At 60.3% G+C, this 17,141-nt stretch carries 14 protein-coding genes, 1 tRNA gene and 2 pseudogenes; 12 read left to right on the plus strand and 5 right to left on the minus strand.

Annotated elements, in window-relative coordinates:
• Positions 1-7: 7 nt before the first annotated feature.
• The 9 genes and pseudogenes from NKH93_RS22560 to NKH93_RS22600 all read left to right on the plus strand — a co-directional run.
• A pseudogene (locus NKH93_RS22560) lies at positions 8-253 on the plus strand (carbamoyltransferase N-terminal domain-containing protein); the annotation flags it as partial.
• A gap of 43 nt (positions 254-296) precedes the next feature.
• On the plus strand, positions 297-1,208 hold the full coding sequence (nodI, locus tag NKH93_RS22565) for a nodulation factor ABC transporter ATP-binding protein NodI (RefSeq protein ID WP_023719311.1): 912 nt from the start codon (positions 297-299) through the stop codon (positions 1,206-1,208).
• 3 nt (positions 1,209-1,211) lie between these two features.
• Positions 1,212-2,000: an ABC transporter permease gene (locus NKH93_RS22570; protein WP_352494954.1), complete on the plus strand. Its 789-nt coding sequence runs from the start codon at positions 1,212-1,214 to the stop codon at positions 1,998-2,000.
• Positions 2,001-2,067: 67 nt separating this feature from the next.
• A complete protein-coding gene (locus tag NKH93_RS22575) occupies positions 2,068-3,030 on the plus strand; it encodes a LysR family transcriptional regulator (RefSeq protein WP_352483784.1) in 963 nt (320 codons plus the stop codon).
• Positions 3,031-3,038: 8 nt separating this feature from the next.
• A pseudogene (locus tag NKH93_RS22580) lies at positions 3,039-3,301 on the plus strand (hypothetical protein); the annotation flags it as partial.
• 891 nt (positions 3,302-4,192) lie between these two features.
• Positions 4,193-4,984, plus strand: coding sequence for a calcium-binding protein (locus NKH93_RS22585; RefSeq protein WP_352483785.1), 792 nt, complete (start codon positions 4,193-4,195; stop codon positions 4,982-4,984).
• Between the two features lie 395 nt (positions 4,985-5,379).
• A complete protein-coding gene (locus NKH93_RS22590) occupies positions 5,380-7,149 on the plus strand; it encodes a type I secretion system permease/ATPase (protein WP_352972165.1) in 1,770 nt (589 codons plus the stop codon).
• On the plus strand, positions 7,124-8,437 hold the full coding sequence (locus NKH93_RS22595; RefSeq protein ID WP_352548197.1) for an HlyD family type I secretion periplasmic adaptor subunit: 1,314 nt from the start codon (positions 7,124-7,126) through the stop codon (positions 8,435-8,437). Before NKH93_RS22590 ends, NKH93_RS22595 begins: the two co-directional genes overlap by 26 nt.
• A 671-nt stretch (positions 8,438-9,108) precedes the next feature.
• Positions 9,109-10,326 carry a tyrosine-type recombinase/integrase gene (locus NKH93_RS22600; protein ID WP_352972140.1) on the plus strand — a complete coding sequence of 406 codons (1,218 nt, stop codon included), beginning with the start codon at positions 9,109-9,111 and terminating at the stop codon, positions 10,324-10,326.
• A 21-nt stretch (positions 10,327-10,347) separates the two neighbouring features.
• Here NKH93_RS22600 and NKH93_RS22605 read toward each other — a convergent pair.
• Positions 10,348-10,423, minus strand: a tRNA-Ile gene (locus NKH93_RS22605).
• 173 nt (positions 10,424-10,596) lie between these two features.
• Here NKH93_RS22605 and NKH93_RS22610 point away from each other — a divergent pair.
• Entirely contained in the window at positions 10,597-11,307 is a 711-nt protein-coding gene (locus tag NKH93_RS22610; protein WP_352472400.1) for an SIMPL domain-containing protein, read from the plus strand.
• Between the two features lie 132 nt (positions 11,308-11,439).
• Here the strand turns inward: NKH93_RS22610 and NKH93_RS22615 are convergent, their stop codons facing one another.
• Positions 11,440-11,799 carry a hypothetical protein gene (locus NKH93_RS22615; RefSeq protein ID WP_352637442.1) on the minus strand — a complete coding sequence of 120 codons (360 nt, stop codon included), beginning with the start codon at positions 11,797-11,799 and terminating at the stop codon, positions 11,440-11,442.
• A gap of 225 nt (positions 11,800-12,024) precedes the next feature.
• Positions 12,025-12,471, minus strand: coding sequence for a YcgN family cysteine cluster protein (locus NKH93_RS22620; RefSeq protein WP_023678278.1), 447 nt, complete (start codon positions 12,469-12,471; stop codon positions 12,025-12,027).
• A 235-nt stretch (positions 12,472-12,706) separates the two neighbouring features.
• Between NKH93_RS22620 and NKH93_RS22625 the strand changes: the two genes are divergently transcribed.
• Together NKH93_RS22625 and NKH93_RS22630 are read left to right on the plus strand one after the other, a co-directional pair.
• Positions 12,707-14,710, plus strand: coding sequence for an OmpA family protein (locus NKH93_RS22625; RefSeq protein ID WP_352972142.1), 2,004 nt, complete (start codon positions 12,707-12,709; stop codon positions 14,708-14,710).
• A 239-nt stretch (positions 14,711-14,949) separates the two neighbouring features.
• Positions 14,950-15,465, plus strand: coding sequence for a TIGR00645 family protein (locus NKH93_RS22630; RefSeq protein WP_352450730.1), 516 nt, complete (start codon positions 14,950-14,952; stop codon positions 15,463-15,465).
• 54 nt (positions 15,466-15,519) lie between these two features.
• Here NKH93_RS22630 and NKH93_RS22635 read toward each other — a convergent pair whose 3' ends face one another.
• Positions 15,520-16,386 (minus strand): SDR family oxidoreductase, encoded by an 867-nt coding sequence (locus NKH93_RS22635; RefSeq protein WP_352473967.1) that lies wholly within the window; start codon positions 16,384-16,386, stop codon positions 15,520-15,522.
• 114 nt (positions 16,387-16,500) lie between these two features.
• The gene (locus tag NKH93_RS22640; protein WP_352473965.1) at positions 16,501-17,136 is read right to left on the minus strand and encodes a helix-turn-helix transcriptional regulator; all 636 of its coding nucleotides are present in this window, start codon (positions 17,134-17,136) and stop codon (positions 16,501-16,503) included.
• Between the last annotated feature and the right edge of the window lie 5 nt (positions 17,137-17,141).

Genomic DNA, 17,141 nt, shown 5'->3' on the forward strand with positions numbered 1-17,141 from the left:
AGACACTATGCGCATCTGTGGTACCAAGCTGACCCATGATGGGGCGATCGCCCTTGTCGAGGATGGACGGCTCGTCTTCTGCGTTGAGCAGGAAAAGCGGCACAACAATCCGCGTTATCAAACCATCGATAATCTCGACGCAATTGTCGCCGCTTTGGCGGAACAGGGGCTAAATCCTTGTGATGTCGATCAGTTCGTTATCGACGGCTGGGATGGCGAAGACGAGTCACAGTTTCAGGTCCGGCAGGCAACCAAGCAACCGCCAGTCTTGGCGTCCCTCTCGGTAAAATGAACCCATGTCCATGGTAGCGATCGATCTTACTGACGTAAGCAAAACTTATGACAAGCTCGTTGTCGACAGACTGTCGTTCCGCGTTGCGGCGGGGGAATGCTTCGGGCTCCTGGGACCGAACGGTGCGGGCAAAAGCACGATTGCGCGTATGGTCCTCGGCATGACATCGCCTGATGCGGGGAAGATTACTGTGCTCGGCGCTCCAGTGCCGGCGCGCGCGCGTTTGGCACGTATGCGCATCGGCGTGGTCCCGCAGTTCGACAATCTTGATACCGCGTTCACTGTACGCGAGAACCTGTTGGTGTTCGGGCGCTACTTCCGGATGAGCAGACGCCAGATCGAAGCGGTCATACCATCGCTGCTTGAGTTCGCCCGCCTCGAGAACAAAGCGGATGCGCGCGTCGCCGAACTGTCCGGCGGCATGAAGCGGCGCCTGACGCTCGCGCGTGCGCTGATCAATGACCCGCACTTGCTGGTGATGGACGAGCCGACCACCGGCCTCGATCCGCAGGCCCGCCACCTGATCTGGGAACGGCTGCGATCGCTGCTGGCGCGGGGCAAGACTATTCTTTTGACTACCCATTTCATGGAAGAGGCCGAGCGGCTGTGCGATCGGCTGTGCGTTATGGAGGAGGGGCGCAAGATCGCCGAAGGCCGCCCGTCCGCACTCATTGACGAGCAGATCGGCTGTGACGTGGTCGAGGTCTACGGCGGCAATCCGCATGAACTGGGTGCGCTGATCCGGCCGTACGCACAGCGGATCGAGGTGAGCGGTGAGACGCTTTTTTGCTATGCACCCGATCCGGAGCAGGTGCTGGTGCAGCTACGCGGGCGCGCGGGTCTGCGCCTTCTGCAGCGTCCCCCCAATCTCGAGGATGTGTTCTTGCGGCTAACCGGGCGCGAGATGGAGGACTGAACAATGGGCGAACGTTATGCGGCGGCCATGCCCGCCAATGCGTGGAATTGGGTCGCGGTTTGGCGCCGCAACTATCTTGGATGGAAGAAAATCGGGCTTGCATCGGTTCTCGGCAACCTCGCCGATCCGATGATCTATCTGTTCGGTCTCGGTTTTGGCATCGGAACAATGATAGGTCCTATTGAGGGCACGTCGTACATTGCGTTTCTCGCGGCTGGCATGGTTGCCACAAGCGCGATGGCATCGGCGACTGCTGAAACGGTTTACGGGAGTTTCGGCCGCATGGACAACCAGCGCACCTGGGAAGGAATGTTATGCACTCAGCTGACGCTTGGCGATATCTTACTCGGCGAATTGGCGTGGGCAGCCACCAAGGCCCTGATGGCGGGCACAGCAATCACTGTTGTTGCCACCACGCTCGGCTACACATCGTGGCCATCCATCCTCTGCTTGCTGCCAGTCATCGCTCTCAGTGGCCTCGCCTTCGCGAGTCTAGCGATGGTCGTCACGGCGCTTGCGCCCAGTTATGAATATTTCATATTTTATAATACGCTTGTTATAACACCCATGCTGTTCCTTTGCGGCGCGATGTTTCCGGTCAACCAATTGCCCGGCACTTTTCAGGACGTCGCCTCCTTGTTGCCGCTCGCACATGCAATTGACCTCATTCGTCCGGCGATGCTTGGCCGTCCGGCCGGCAGCATGGGCCTGCATATCGGCGCGCTTTGCATATACACGGTTTTGCCGTTCTTCCTATCGGTTGCTCTATTTCGTCGTCGGCTGATGCGTTGACGCTACTCACCATTCGTAAAATTGATTCTTTGGGCGATACCCATCCACGCGTCGGATAGGTCAATACATGCGTTTTAAGGGACTCGATCTAAATCTCCTGGTTGTGCTGGACGCTTTGATCAGGGAGCGTAAAGTCACCGCCGCGGCCCGCAGTATTAACCTGAGTCAGCCGGCCATGAGCGCCGCCGTCGGTCGGTTACGCGCCTATTTCAGCGATGAGCTATTTACGATGAACGGCCGCGAACTCATTTTGACACCGCGCGCGGAGGGGCTCGCCACAGCAGTCCGGGACGCATTGCTGCACATCCAGCTGTCGATTATTTCCTGGGACGCCTTTAACCCGGCCCGATCGGATCGTCGCTTCCGCATCATCCTTTCCGATTACCTCACGCTCGTATTTTTTAAGAAGATCGTAAAGCGTGCTGCGCGGGAAGCTCCCGCCGTCCGCTTCGAATGTCTGCTTATTTCCGACGACCCCGAGGAGCTTCTCCGGCGCGGCGACGTTGATTTTCTGATTATGCCCGAAGTGTTCATGTCGAAACATCCTCGCGCAGCCCTGTTCGAAGATATGCTCGTATGCGTAGGCTGCGGCACGAACAAGCAGCTGTCAGAGCCACTTACATTCGACCGATACTTGTCGATGGGGCAGGTTGTGCTTAAATTCGGGGACACCCGGCAGCCCTCCATCGAGGAATGGTATTTGCTCGAGAACGGTTTCGAGAGACGTATCGAGGTCGTCGTACAGGGCTTTAGCATGATCCCGCCCCTTCTATCAGGCACCAACCGCATCGGGACAATGCCCTTACGGCTGGCACAGCATTTCGCAAAATTAACACCCCTGCGGATTGTCGAACTTCCGCCGCCACTTCCTGCCGCATTCACGGAGGCCGTCCAATGGCCTGCGCTTCACAATAATGATCCGGCAAGCCTATGGATGCGGGAAATGATGTTGCAGGAGGCATCTCGTATGATTACCCCGCCTAAGAGCACCGGACGTCTCAGTTGTCGGCCGACGACCCCTCGGTTATGAGAGGAGGCATGGATGGCGATTGGAATTGGGCGATTCCTGCATTGTCGAGAACGATGCAGGGAGAGCAGATCCTTCAGCCTGAAGAGGTGGCAGCGATGCTGCCGCTGCATGAGCTTGGCTGGGGAACCGACGGGCGAACGAATTCGGGTGCGCTCGCAACACGGTGCCTCGGTATCTAAGCGAGGGCGGGACTGTTCCGTTTCGCAAGCCTGTGCGGCCGACCGCGTTTGACGGACTGGACGATTGGCTGCGGGAGCGCTTCTTCCCCCATGGCTCGGGCTGGATGACGATCTCGACCCGCTCCAGATGCGCCGGGAACGCCTTGCGCGGTCGCGCAGCACGTCGCGGCTCGCCTGTCGGTCTTGCGGCCTCGAGCTCGGACTCAATCGCGCCGAGCCCGGTCTGGATTTCGAAGGCGAAGGCCTGCTAGGCACGTTCGAGCTTCTCGGAGCTGCGACCGAAGCGGCGCGCTCCAGCTGCTTGACGATCCCATGAAGGTCGGCGATCCTCACCTGGGCACGCTCGTTGAGTGTCGCCATCCGGACGATCTCGGCCTTGAGTGTTTCGCTCCGGAGTTGTTGCAGTTCGGCCTTCTCCGCCGCCATGGCGACGAACATCGCCTTGAGCGTATCGATTTCGTGGGGACGGGCCGAAGCGCTTCTCATCATGACGCCGACAGAAGCTTATTGTGCACGGCCTGAAGCCCGCCTTTTGCGCCTGAGTCACTTCGCCACCGCCTTCCGGCCGGACGCCGTCGCCGTTCGGCTCGAACGCGTGTCCAGTCCATGCCTTCGACGAGCGCCATCAGTTTCGGCGCGGCAAGCCGATCACGCCGTTCTCCGCCAGCGGAACTTGTCCTCGTCCAGCGCTCACGGTGCGGGTATGCCGGCGTCGAGCAAACAGAGAGAAGTTTGGGGCCCAACCAGGACGGCCCCGTTACGAAGTTCGTCCTAGTCCCGGTTTGAGTGTCGAATCTTCATCGATTGCTTGGGCGACCAGCGTCCCCGCCGCCAGCGAGCCCGCAACTGCTCAGCAGAAGGGCGAAGTGAACGTGAATGCATCCATTTCGTAAATGTGTGTCTATCCAAGCAATCGATTTCTCTAATTATCCGATGAGCAATATGAACGCGTCAGGCAGGGTGCATCATTAGGAGTATTTTCGATGGCAAAGATTATCGAGGGTGGCCCGGGTGCCGAAACACTCATCGGCACCGAGCTTGACGATTGGATGGAGGGTTTCCAGGGCGGTGACTGGATTGACGGTCGTGGCGGCAACGACGAGATCTCGGGTGGCCCGGACAGTGACCGACTCATCGGCGGCAAGGGTAACGACCGCATCTTCGGCGGAGATGGCTGGGACGATCTCTCCGGCGACAACGGCCGCTTCAACCCGCGCGTCTCCGGTGAGGACAATGACAGGCTCAGCGGCGGTCCCGGCCAGGATGTCCTCTACGTGGGTGACGGCCAGGACACGTTGACCGGGGGCACCGACAGTGACACGTTCGTGTTCCAGTTCCACAATCCGGTGCCTGGGGTTGTCGGGTCGAAGTCGGACATTACCACTATCACCGATTTCAACCCGGCGGAGGACAAGTTCGCCTTCGATGCGGTGGGCCTCTACAATGACGGTTTTGGCGCGAACTTCGTCAACAACGCCAGCATACAGTCCGGCTACCCGGTGAGCAGCTTCTACAGTGGTGCGGCCTCAGGTGCGAACGGCGAACACGTCGTGGTAATCACTGGCGAATCTTTCAACTCTGCTTCTGAAGCCGCGAGTGCGATCTCCGGCGAGCACGCCGGCGACATCATTGTCTACCAAAGCAGCTACACCGACAGAGTCGCAACTCTGGCCTATGTCACCGCCGACAACAACGCGCATGAATTCGTCCACCTGGGCGGTGTGGTCACCGTGGCCGACCTAGGCCTGACCGCGTCGGACTTCACCTTCGTTTGATCCAGAAAACCCATACGGAACAGCGCCCCGCCCCCCGGGGGCGGGCGCTTCCGTTTCCGCTACTTGCGATGGGCCGGGGCGCCCGGGAGCAGTCGCAGCGTGTACAGCTTGACGAAGCCCTGCACGTCGCGCTGGTCGTACACCGAAATCTCCCTGAAGGCGTGGAGGCGGAAGCCTGTTCGGGCCCTTGCGGCCGGCCACGATGACGTTGCCCTTCCAAACCTTCAGCCGGACGGTGTTGTTGTTGACCCGCTCCATTAGATGCCAAACCAAACACATTCGGCGGGAGCACTGATCCTGAATCAGCGAGCGGATGCAGTCGGTTGCCGCTCGGGGAGCAATATAGGGAGCTGGGTCGCCAGATCCTCACGGAGACCTACGTGAGTAACCATTCCTTGAAGGATTCAGCTTTGAGACCTTTCCCTCTGACTTCCGCTATTTGGGGAATTCTGTTGATCAGCGGCGTGGTCAACGTGCTTGCGCTGATCTCGCCGCTGTTCATGCTTCAGGTCTACGACCGCGTTCTGGCAAGTGGCAGCGTATCGACGCTAGTGGGGCTCGTCGTGCTTGCTGCAGGGCTTTATGCGTTCCAATGCCTGCTCGACGTTTTGCGCGCCCGCGTGCTGCTGCGGATTGGCGAGCGTTTCGATGAACAGTTTTCCGGACGCGTTCACGATGCGATCGTTCGCCTTCCGCTTTTAACGCGCATGCCGGGCGACGGCTTGCAGCCGCTACGCGATCTCGACAATGTTCGCGGATTCTTAGGTGGAAACGGCCCGACAGCGTTCTTCGATCTGCCATGGATGCTGCTTTATCTTGGCATTTGCTTCCTCTTTCATTTCTGGATCGGCATGACGGCACTTATCGGGGCGATCGGTCTCACATCTCTGACACTCCTTACCAACACTCTCTCGCAAGGGCCGATACGCGATACCATTGACCACAACATGGTACGCAATGGTCTACTGGAAGCAGCGCGCCGCAATGCCGAGGTCGTGCAAGCTCTCGGTCTCGCAAAGCGGATCGCTGCCCGATGGCACAAGGCCAATGCCAAGTATCTGGCCGCCAACCGGAAAGTCGGGGACGTGGCAGGTGGGCTGGGTGGCATTTCAAAGTCGCTGCGCGTGCTGCTGCAATCGGCCATTCTTGCCGTCGGCGCGTACCTTGTGATCAGGCAGGAGGCTACGGCCGGGGTCATGATTGCAAGTTCGATCATGATGGGGCGTGCGCTGGCTCCGGTCGATCTGGCCATTTCAAGCTGGAAACCCTTCCTCATGGCGCGCCAGGGTTGGGCGCGGCTGGAGGACCTCTTGGGAAAGGTTCCTGAAACCGCTCCTGTTATGCCAATGCCTGCACCTGAACGCGAACTCCGCCTCGAAGGCGTGACAATCGTTCCGCCCGGCGAAAGGAAGCCGACCGTGACCGGCCTTGCGTTTGCCGTTCAGGCGGGAAGCGCACTCGGGATCATTGGTGCATCGGGTTCGGGCAAGTCGACACTCTCGCGCGCCATCGTCGGCGCATGGGCGCCGGTCGCCGGAAAGGTTCGCATCGACAGCGCAAGCCTCGATCAATGGGACCGGGAAGCGCTAGGCCGTCATATCGGCTATTTGCCGCAAGGTGTTGAACTATTCGACGGCACCATTGCCGAAAACATCGCTCGTTTTGAAGATAATCCTGACCCTGAGGCTATTGTCACCGCGGCGAAAGCAGCGGGCACGCACGAACTGATCCTCCGATTTGAGCACGGCTACGAAACTCCGATTGGTGAGGCCGGATCGGCACTTTCCGCCGGGCAGCGCCAGCGTATCGGTCTTGCCCGTGCTCTTTATCGAGACCCTTTCCTTGTTGTGCTGGATGAACCCAATGCCAATCTCGATGCGGAAGGCGAGGCTGCGGTTGTCAAGGCGATCGCCTCCGTGCGCGAGCGCAAGGGCATTGCGGTTGTCGTTGCCCATCGGCCGAGCGCCATCCGCGCCGTGGATTTGGTGTTGGTGATGGAAGGTGGACGGCAGCGAGCATTCGGTGCGCGTGATGAGGCGCTTTCCAAAGTCCTTAAGGGGGCAGCGATGGCATCAGGCGCTGGGGTCAAGGCCATCGAGTCTACACAGGATAACGAGCGCGCTGACATGGAGGATCCCGGTGTCCGGCATTCATCAGAACAATGACGTTTCCAGGTCCATTCGCCGGCACCTGGTGGCGGGCCTGCTGGCGAGCGTGATCTTTGTGGGAGGAGCCGGAGCCTGGGCGGCCTTCACGAATCTCTCCGGCGCGGTTGTCGCGTCCGGACACTTTGTCGTCGATTCCTATGTGAAGAAGGTGCAGCACCCGACCGGCGGGGTGGTGGGAGAAATCCTGGTGAGCGAAGGTGATAAAGTAAAAGCCGGCGACATCCTCATGCGGCTCGACGCCACCCAGACGCGCGCCACTCTCGCTGTAGTCACCAAGCGGCTCGATGAGCTGGCCGCCAACCTGGCACGACTCGAAGCTGAGCGTGACGATCTGGCGGAGATCGCCTTCCCGGACTGGCTGCTCGCCCGCAGAGATGTTCCGGACGTAGCTTCGGCAGTACATGGCGAGACGCGGCTGTTCGAATTCCGCAGACAATCCCGCGACGGAAGGCAGGCGCAGCTAGCGGAACGCATCACTCAATATGAGCACGAGATCGAGGGGCTCAAGGCGCAGGCAATCGCTTGTGAGAAAAGCACCGAGATTCTCCAAAAGGAAATTGCTGCCCTGAGTGGGCTGCGCGACCAAGGCATTGTCTCGGACCAACGCTTGAACAGCCTGAAGACGCAGGTTGCCACTTTCGGCGGCGAACGCGGTGAGAAGATTGCACATCAGGCACAGACGGCAGCCCGCATAGCCGAAACGCGCCTGCAGATCCTACAGATCGATCCGGATTTCAAGACGGAAGTCGGCCAGGAGCTCAGAGAGGTTCAGGCGCAGGTTGGGGAGTATGTTGAGCGCAAGGTGGCGGCTGAACAGGAACTGCGACGGATCGATATTGTCGCGCCGCAGTCAGGCGCCATTCAACAACTCGCAGTTCATACGGTCGGAGGAGTGATCACGCCCGCCGATCCGATTATGCTAATCGTGCCGGAAGGCGACGATCTTGCGCTTGAAGCACGAATCACCCCGAAGGACATCGACCAAATCCAGCTTGGTCACAAGGCCGTGCTGCGGATGTCAGCCTTCAATCTGAGGACCACGCCGGTATTGAACGGATATGTCAGCCGGATCGCAGCCGATCTGGCGACGGACGAAAAAAACGGCGTTTCGTATTACCTGGTGCGTCTGTCGGTTCCGCATGCGGAACTGACGAAGCTCAAGGACCTGACGCTCGTGCCCGGCATGCCGGCCGAAGCGATGATCCAGACGGGCGAGCGTACGGCGCTTTCTTATTTTGTGAAGCCGCTGTCGGACCAAATCAGTCGCGCATTCCATGAGGAATGAAAGTAATCCACACAAATATTTTGTTTGTATTCTTGTTGGTTGTTACGCATGCATGAGAGTCATAACCGTCTGAAAACACAGCCATACTTTCCTCAGTTGGATTCCGTCTCTGACTCAGATTCGTGGTTCCGCGGTCATTTTGCCCTTCCAAGTCGCCGACCATTCAGTTCTTGGCCTCGAGCGCATTAAGATACCCATCATCGTACACAAAGGCTGGAAAAGAGTCCGGTGTCTTGAGCGATCCTGAGGTCTGGAGACCTAGGGTGAGCCTGCAAGCACAGGGCTAGGACATGATTGAGCGTCTGCAATATTCGGACAGGTACATAGGAAGACAGGCAGGCGTCAAAAACGCGCTTTCAACGCGCTAAACCGATGCTACGCACCCCGAGCGTCTTGCCGCCCTCGCTCCCGCCGGTAGGAATCAATCGCGAGCAGGCTGCGACGTTCATCGGCGTAAGCTCAACGACCTTTGATGAAATGGTCCAGGACGGCCGGATGCCGCAGCCACGAATGCCGAGCAAGGGGCGCATTGTTTGGGACGTCGAGGAACTTGTATTGGCCTTTCGAAAGCTCCCTCACCGCCAAATCGGAGGAGCACCAAAGCTTGACGAAGATTCGCCGCCACTAGACAATCCTTGGGATCGAAAACCACGAACATGACGGATGAGCCCGTGAAAATCGATCTTAAGGGCGTAGTGAAGGACACTGATCGCCACGGCAATGATCGGTACTATTTTCGCGCACCGGGTCGGAAGAAGGTCCGGCTCCGTGAACCGACCGGCAGCGACGAGTTCCTCGAGGAACTGCGGTGCGCGCGCGCCGAGGTCACTTATGTTCGGCCCGGCACTCTTCCCGAGATTTGCCAGCGCCTCCCCAAGCCTTCCGAGCCAGCGAAGAAAGGCACGTTGCTGTGGCTTTGCCAGGAGTATTACCGTCGGGGCGGCACGGAAATCACCCAAGACACTATGGCGCGCCGACGAGCAATTCTGGAGCGCGTATGCGAATTACCTCATCCCCTCGAAGGTGACCCGGATCCTCAGTATCCCACCAAGGGATCTCTGCCATTCGCCGGTATGAAACGGTCTCATGTTAAGGAGATCAGGGACACCAGGCTCGACGCCCTTGGCGCGGCAAACAATATCGTAAAAGCCATCAGCGCGATGTTTGAGTGGGCAAAGGACACAGAGATTCCGGGCGTCGACTCCAATCCCGCCCGCGGCATCAGACGGCTAAAGAGCGGCGACGGCTGGCACCCATGGGACGTGTCGGAGATCGTTCAATATGAGAAGCGGCATCCGCTGGGTACCGCAGCCAGACGTGCGCTCTCGATCTTCATGTTTACTGGCCTGCGGTTGTCCGACGTCGCGATCTTCGGTCGACAGCACATCACGCTCGTCTACAACGAGGAGACCGAGCAGTGGGAGAAGTGGATCAGAATTAAGCCTGGGAAGACCAGTCGTAACAAGGATGCGGTGTTGGTGGAGCTCCCGCTTCTGCCCGAACTAGAGGCGGAACTTGAGCACACGCCCTCCGACCAGATGACCTTCCTGGTCAATGAGTATGGTCGCCCGTTCTCGGAGAACGGTCTGGGCAACAAGATGCGCCAGTGGTGTGATCAAGCTGAGCTGCCGCACTGCAGTGCTCATGGAATTCGCAAGGCCGGCGCGACGATCGCCGCTGAGAACGGCGCGACGCACGAGCAGCTGAAGGCGATATATGGGTGGACTACGTACCAGCAGCCCGACCACTACATCAAGAAAGCGCGTCGCCGGAAGGTAGCGAGAGCGGCGAAATACCTGCTGGTTATCGATCGAAAAGAGAACAAAATTGTCCCACTTTCTGAGGGGGTTGAAAGAGGTGGGACAAAAATGGCCAAAAAATCCAATTAAATCAACGGCCACAAAAGCCAATGGTGGGCCCGGAGGGACTCGAACCCCCAACCAAGCGGTTATGAGCCGCCGGCTCTAACCATTGAGCTACAGGCCCCACGGCGCTGGATTAGTGTTTTTCCCTGAACCGCACAAGGCTTTCCGAGCAGGCGTTCCAAGGGGGCTGGCAGGGATCGCCCAAATCAGCCCATATTGATAACCTATTGCACGTCGCCCATTGGACGCCGGCCAACACTCGGCTGTCTTGGGATCCCAGATCGAGGAGATTTCATGACCAGACGTATCTTGCCCCTGGCGATTGCCGCCGCAATCGCATTTCCGGCGATCGCGGCCGCCGCCGATTCGCCACCGCCGCCGCGTATCGTCGTCACCGGTGAAGGCGAGGCGGCGATAGCACCCGATCTGGCTCTGCTGACGCTCAGCGTCATGCGCGAAGCCAAGACGGCACGTGCAGCGCTCGATGCCAATAACGACGCCATGGCCGCGGTGATCGCTGCCATGAAATCGTCCGGCATCAAGGAGCGCGACCTGCAGACAGCGGGCATCCAGATCAATCCGCGCTATAACTACACCAACAAGCCCGACGGCAGCCAGGAGGCCGAGCTTGTCGCCTATCAGGTGACCAACACGCTTTCGGTGCGCGTCCGCGACATCGACAAGACCGGCGACATTCTCGACAAGGCGGTGTCGCTCGGCGTCAACCAGGGCGGCGGCATCTCCTTCTCCAACGACGATCCGGCGGCAGCCGTCACCGAGGCGCGCAAGAAGGCCGTCGCCAATGCCATGGCCAAGGCCAAGACGCTGGCCGAAGCGGCCGGCGTCGGCATCGGCCGGGTCCTGGAAATCACCGACCAGAATTTCGCACCACCGCCGATGCCGATCAACGCCAAGGCATTCGATGCCGCCGGCGCGTCGGTCCCGGTGCAAGCCGGCGAGAATTCCTATACCGCACAGGTGACGGTGACTTTCGAATTGAAATGATCATCGCTTGCAGCATGAAAAAACCCCGGAGGATCGATCCTCCGGGGTTTTTTGAGCCGCGCTTTCCGTCCTGGCGGAAAGGGCTCCGCTACTCTACCGGCTGCAAGTCAGCCGGCCGCAAGCCCGAAGACCTTAGCGATAGATGATCGGACAGCCGCGCTCGTTGGCGAATACGATTACGACGCGGTCGCCATACTGGCGGCCGGCGACCTTGACCGTGCGGCGGTTGATGTCGATGATGCGGGCGCGGTGCAGGCCCATGCGTTCGGCCTTGTCAATGGCACGCTCCGGCGAACAGGACCGGCGCCAGCCGCCATGACGGCGGTGTTCGCGATAGTAACCATCATCTTCGTCGCCGGTATAGACGCCGACGCGCGGATCCTGGTTGTTGCCGAAGCCGAGATAGATGCTGTCAGCATGAGCGGGGATGGCAGCAAGCGTGCCAAGGCCGACAAGTGCCGAAAGAGCAACCGTCTTGATGGTATTGAACATTGTCTTCTCTCCTTGTTTGAGGGTTTCCACCCGTTTTCGTCAAACCTATGCGAGGAGAATGCACCCGCCTGTCTGAATTTTTTGCGAACCGGCCATTCATCCCCCGTTCATGCGGCAAGAATGGGCCAGCCGTTAGTCTGTCCGTTTCTGGAACCGTTCTATGCAGGGCAGATGGGGAACGTACCCTTTTGCCATGGTTCCCGGTCTTCGTTACCGCAGGAAATCCTAAGGCTCGTCCGCGAGCATATGGTCGAAATAGTCGTCCGGCTCGGCAAGGTCGGTCTCGCTGGCGCTGACCCGGCCGCGCATCGAGATGCCGGCCTCGTGCACGGTCTCGTCGCTTCCCGACACCAGCCTGTGCCACCAATAGAGATCGCGGCCCTCGGCCACCAGCCGGTAAGCGCAGGTCTTGGGCAGCCAGCTGATGGTGCGCACGTTCTGCGGCGTCAGCCCGACGCAATCCGGAACACGCGCCAGCCGGTTGGCATAGTCGGAGCAGCGGCAGCTTCCAGCGTCGAACAGCCGGCAGCCGACGCTGGTCCAGTAGATCTCTCCGGTGTCCTCGTCTTCGAGTTTCGACAGGCAGCACTTGCCACAACCGTCGCAGAGTGATTCCCACTCGGCCGGGGTCATCGCCTCGAGCGTCTTGGTCTTCCAGAACGGCTTTTCCATCGTCGGCATGTGGCCCCCGGACGCTTCAAGGTCAAGCACGGCAACCGTGCACCCTCGTCCGAACGATACGCCGGGACCATACGCCGGAACATACGCCAGGACCATACGAATGACATGAAGTCGCCTTCAAAACGCCGGTCAATCGCCCTGTGCCACAGCTAGAACCTACAAACAGGAACCAAACATGGTTGCTGAAAGTTTGGGCATGGATGGGACGCCACAAGGAGTGTTTATGATGAAACGCCAACCACGGATTCTGGCAGGCACGGCGCTTGGCCTGTTGATGGCGTCCGCGCCGCTAGGCGCGTTCCCACTGCAAGGCGACGCCGCATTCGGCCCCGTGCAACGTACCGCAGCGCCGCTCATCCCAGTGCAATCGAGTTGCGCCGAGGGCGAGTCGGCGGAGGCCTGCGCGCAAAGCCAGCAGGCAGAGCAGCCCAGAAAGAAGAAGCGCGACCAGCAGCAGCAAACGGAATCCGCTCCGGCCGAGCAGGCGGCTCCAGCCGAGTCCGAGCAACCCCGCAAGAAGCGGCGCAATCAGCAGCAGCAAACAGAATCCGCTCCGGCCGAGCAGATCGCTCCAGCCGAGTCCGAGCAACCCCGCAAGAAGCGGCGCAATCGGCAGCAGATCGAAGCGGCCCCATCGGAACAACCGGCCGAGCAGGCAGCGCCGGCAAACGACAACCAGCCCAACGTCAACCCGCGCAAGAAGAAGCAAAAACAGAACCAGCAGATCGAGGCTGCCCCGGCAGAACAGGCTCCGACTGTCGAGCCCGGACAAAAGCCGGGCAAGCGCAAGAAGCCTGCTGAATTGACCGGACCCGCCACGGAGGCGGAAGGCCAGCCGGCGCCGACCAATAAGGAAGCGACCCCACAGGCCCAACCGGCTCCGATCGAGCAGCAGGCCGCTCCCGTCCAGGGCGAACAGCCCCAGGACAAGATCAAGAAACGTGGCAAGAGGCCTGTCGGCGAACAGCCGGTGACAGGAGAGCAACAGCCCTCGACCGGCGAACAGCCTTCGACTGGCCAGGCCGCGCCGGTCCAGGGTGAAAATCCGGTCCAGGGTGAAGCCCAGGCCAATCCGAACGAGGCACCTGTTCTGGACAGCCAGAAGGATGTCTTGCGCAAGCGCAAGGGTGGCAAGGAGCGCGGCCAAAATGCCGGTAAGCAGCAGGGCAACCAGCCCGCCCAGCAGGGCGAGAACCAGGTGGAAGCCCCGAAGCCGGCTCCGGTCGATCAGGGGCCGCCACCCACCGACGACCGGGCAGCCCAGCGGGAGATCAAGCCTGAAAAGATCGTTCCGGTGACCGAGGAAAAAGGCAAGCGCGTCGAGCGTGCGCCGGACGTCGAGGATGTTCGTCGTCGTCCGCGCCCCCAGGGCGCCAACGTCGTCAGGGAATTCGGCGACCGCGTTATCCTCCAGTTCAACAACCAGACGTTCGTCGAAAGCAGCGATGCACCGCGCATGCACCGCGGCGCCAGGAATGTCTATTATGAGGACCTGTCGGGCGATCGCACCCGGGAAATAGTCGAGCGTGACAATGGTGTCCGGATCGTCACCATCCGCAACCGCTACGGCGACGTCATCCAGCGTTCACGCATCGCGCCCGACGGCCGCGAATATGTGCTGAGCTATGTCGACGAGCGGAACTATGACGACGATGCAGACTGGCGCGACCCGGGCGACGACCTGCCGCCGATGCGCCTTACCATCCCGCAAGAGGAATACATTCTGGATTCCGAAGAGGTCGAGGATCCGGACGACTACTACACCTTCCTCGAACGGCCGCCGGTCGAGAGGGTCCAGCGCCTCTATTCGATCGACGAGGTCAAGCGCTCGGCCCGCGTGCGCGACATCGCCCGCCGCATCGACCTCGACACGCTCAACTTCGAATTCGGTTCGGCCTCGATTTCCGACACCGAGGTCCAGAAGCTGGAGGGTGTTGCCAACGCCATGGACAAGCTGCTGAAGAAAAACCCGGCCGAGAGCTTCCTGATCGAGGGCCATACCGACGCTGTCGGCACACCGGAAGCGAACCTTGCTCTGTCCGACCGCCGCGCCGAGGCGGTCGCCGAAGCCTTGACCAACGCCTTTGGCATCCCGCCGGAGAACCTGACGACGCAGGGCTATGGCGAGGAGTATCTCAAGGTTAACACGTCGGGACCCAACCGCGAGAACCGCCGCGTCGCCATCCGCCGGATTACACCCCTGGTAGCGCCTGTGGCCAGCGCCCAATAAACCGCAATGTGAACCGCGCGATTTGATCAACCATTGAATCGCGCGGTCATCAATCTTGAAACGCGCGGTTACCCATCCCAGATTCTGGAAAGGGCGTTCCCTGCCCTGTCCCGACTCCAGCGGGACACACGAGCCCCGCCGGTTCCCCTCCCCGGCGGGGTTTCGTTTTTTTGAAACCTTGCAAACCGCCGCAGCCTGCCCGAAATACGGCACTCCGATAACGGAGCCCGAATCGCCGCATGAAGCGCCTCGAACTCGCCATCGAATCGATCATTCTCGCCTCGCGCTGGCTGCTGGTCGCCTTCTATCTCGGACTGGGTGCGGCACTTGCCATCTATGCCGTGTCCTTCGGCAACAAGCTGTTCGAGTTCGTCTCCGTTGCCTTCACGCTCGATGACACCGACACCATCCTGAAAATACTCGGCCTCATCGATGCCGCGCTGGTCGCCTCACTGGTGGTGATGGTGATCATCTCGGGTTACGAAAACTTCGTCAGCCGCTTCGATGAAAATGACGGCAAGGTGCATTGGCTGGGCACGATCGATGTCGGCTCGCTGAAGGTCAAGGTCGCCTCGACAATCGTAGCGATCTCCTCGATCCACCTCTTGCAGGTGTTCCTGAACTCGGTCTCCTACACGACCGACCAGCTGATGTGGCTGACCATCATTCATCTGGCCTTCGTTCTGTCGGCACTGATGCTTGCCTATATCGACCGGCTGATGGGTCTTGGCAAAGCCAAGAAAGCCGAAGACTGAGCACACGTCTGTGCCGGTCTTTAAGAGATATGCCTGTCAGCTAGATACTTTCCGTCAGTAGATACCTTTGATTTTGGTATCCGTCCGGCCGAACACCTCGTCCGGCACAAAAAAGTCGCCGGCGAGCGGGCCTGTCGCACCCGGCGCATAGGCCGAGAAATCGCTGACGCCCTCAGCGCGCAGCACTTCTTCGTCAATGTAGAAATTGCCGGTCGCCTCACGCGACGGCCTGACCAGGATGGCGTATGCCGCATCGGCCATGATGTCGGGCGAACGGCTCATCGCCGCCACCGTCGCCCCGCCCAGGAGGTTACGCACCGCCGCCGTGTCGATGGTCGAGATCGGCCATAGCGAATTGACCGCAATGCCGTCCCTGGCGAACTCGGCGCTCATGCCCAGCGTGCACATCGACATGCCGAACTTTGCCATCGTGTAGGCGACATGGTTCTTGAACCACTTGGCCTTCATGTCGAGCGGCGGCGCCAGATTCAAGATGTGAGGATTTTCCGCCAACCTCAAGTGCGGAATGCACATTTTGGAGACGAGAAAAGTGCCGCGCGTGTTGATCTGGTGCATCAGATCGTAGCGCTTCATATCGGTCTCCAACGTGCCGGTAAGCTGGATGGCACTGGCGTTGTTGACGCAGATATCGACGCCGCCGAACCGCTCCACGGTCTTGGCGACCGCCTCGGCGACCTGTTCTTCATCCCGAATGTCGCACAGCGCCGGCAGCGCCTTGCCGCCGGCCTGCTCGATCTCGTGCGCCGCCGTGTAGATCGTCCCGGGCAGCTTCGGATGCGGCTCGGCGGTCTTGGCCGCGATCGTCACATTGGCGCCATCGCGCGCGGCGCGCAGCGCAATCGCCAGCCCGATGCCGCGCGACCCGCCGGAGATGAAAAGCGTCTTTCCCTTGAGCGACATCCTTGCGCCTTCCTGCAACATGAAAGACACGATCCTTGCGCGGCTGAGAACCGCCGCGCAAGGCCCAACACACCGCATGCGGGTTACGCTGCGTCGGCCTTGAGACAATCTGAACTAGACCAGCACCAGGCCCTGCCGCATGGCGATGGCAATCGCATCGGTGCGGTTGGCGGCACCGAGCTTCGTCAGGATCGCTGCGACATGGAACTTCGCCGTATGCACGGAGATGTTCAGCCGCCGCGCGATGACCTTGTTGGGGGCGCCCTCGGCCAGCAGCGCCAGCACCTCGCCTTCCCGCGGCGAAAGCGTCGGCCGGACGATATGCTCGTCAGTCGGTTCCTCTTCGAACCGGTCGCTGCCATGGAAGGTCAAATCGTGATGCAGATCGGATAGAGCATGACTGTCACGCGAAATCCGGTAGCCCGCAGCCGCGAGCCGCGCGGCGGCGGCGATCAGCAACTCGTCCGCTTGCACCGGCAGCACGGCAAATACTGTATCGGCCGGCCGTTCACGGGCCGCTCGCGACGATAGCAGCACGCGAGGCATAGCCGCGTCGACGAGCCCGCCTTGTAGCCCATGATCATCGACGATGGCGACATCCGCCGCCTCACGCCCGTCGACTTCGCCGGCCAGAACCGGCCGCAGATCATCGGTCGCGGCGAGAATGGCGGACAGACTTCGCGTGCGCTCGGCGTCACCGAGCGCGATCAGCACCGTCAGCCGTCTGCCAGCGACCTCACCGCTTACCATCTATC

The sequence above is a fragment of the Mesorhizobium sp. M0954 genome, assembly GCF_040319155.1.
Classification (GTDB): Bacteria; Pseudomonadota; Alphaproteobacteria; order Rhizobiales; family Rhizobiaceae; genus Mesorhizobium.

Excerpts from the sequence above, each read along its gene's own strand:
- nodI (WP_023719311.1), top strand. The coding sequence starts at position 297 with ATGTCCATGGTAGCGATCGATCTTACTGACGTAAGCAAAACTTATGAC.
- NKH93_RS22570 (WP_352494954.1), top strand. The coding sequence starts at position 1,212 with ATGGGCGAACGTTATGCGGCGGCCATGCCCGCCAATGCGTGGAATTGG.
- NKH93_RS22575 (WP_352483784.1), top strand. The coding sequence starts at position 2,068 with ATGCGTTTTAAGGGACTCGATCTAAATCTCCTGGTTGTGCTGGACGCT.
- NKH93_RS22585 (WP_352483785.1), top strand. The coding sequence starts at position 4,193 with ATGGCAAAGATTATCGAGGGTGGCCCGGGTGCCGAAACACTCATCGGC.
- NKH93_RS22610 (WP_352472400.1), top strand. The coding sequence starts at position 10,597 with ATGACCAGACGTATCTTGCCCCTGGCGATTGCCGCCGCAATCGCATTT.
- NKH93_RS22615 (WP_352637442.1), bottom strand. The coding sequence starts at position 11,799 with ATGTTCAATACCATCAAGACGGTTGCTCTTTCGGCACTTGTCGGCCTT.
- NKH93_RS22620 (WP_023678278.1), bottom strand. The coding sequence starts at position 12,471 with ATGGAAAAGCCGTTCTGGAAGACCAAGACGCTCGAGGCGATGACCCCG.
- NKH93_RS22625 (WP_352972142.1), top strand. The coding sequence starts at position 12,707 with ATGAAACGCCAACCACGGATTCTGGCAGGCACGGCGCTTGGCCTGTTG.
- NKH93_RS22630 (WP_352450730.1), top strand. The coding sequence starts at position 14,950 with ATGAAGCGCCTCGAACTCGCCATCGAATCGATCATTCTCGCCTCGCGC.
- NKH93_RS22635 (WP_352473967.1), bottom strand. The coding sequence starts at position 16,386 with ATGTCGCTCAAGGGAAAGACGCTTTTCATCTCCGGCGGGTCGCGCGGC.
- NKH93_RS22640 (WP_352473965.1), bottom strand. The coding sequence starts at position 17,136 with ATGGTAAGCGGTGAGGTCGCTGGCAGACGGCTGACGGTGCTGATCGCG.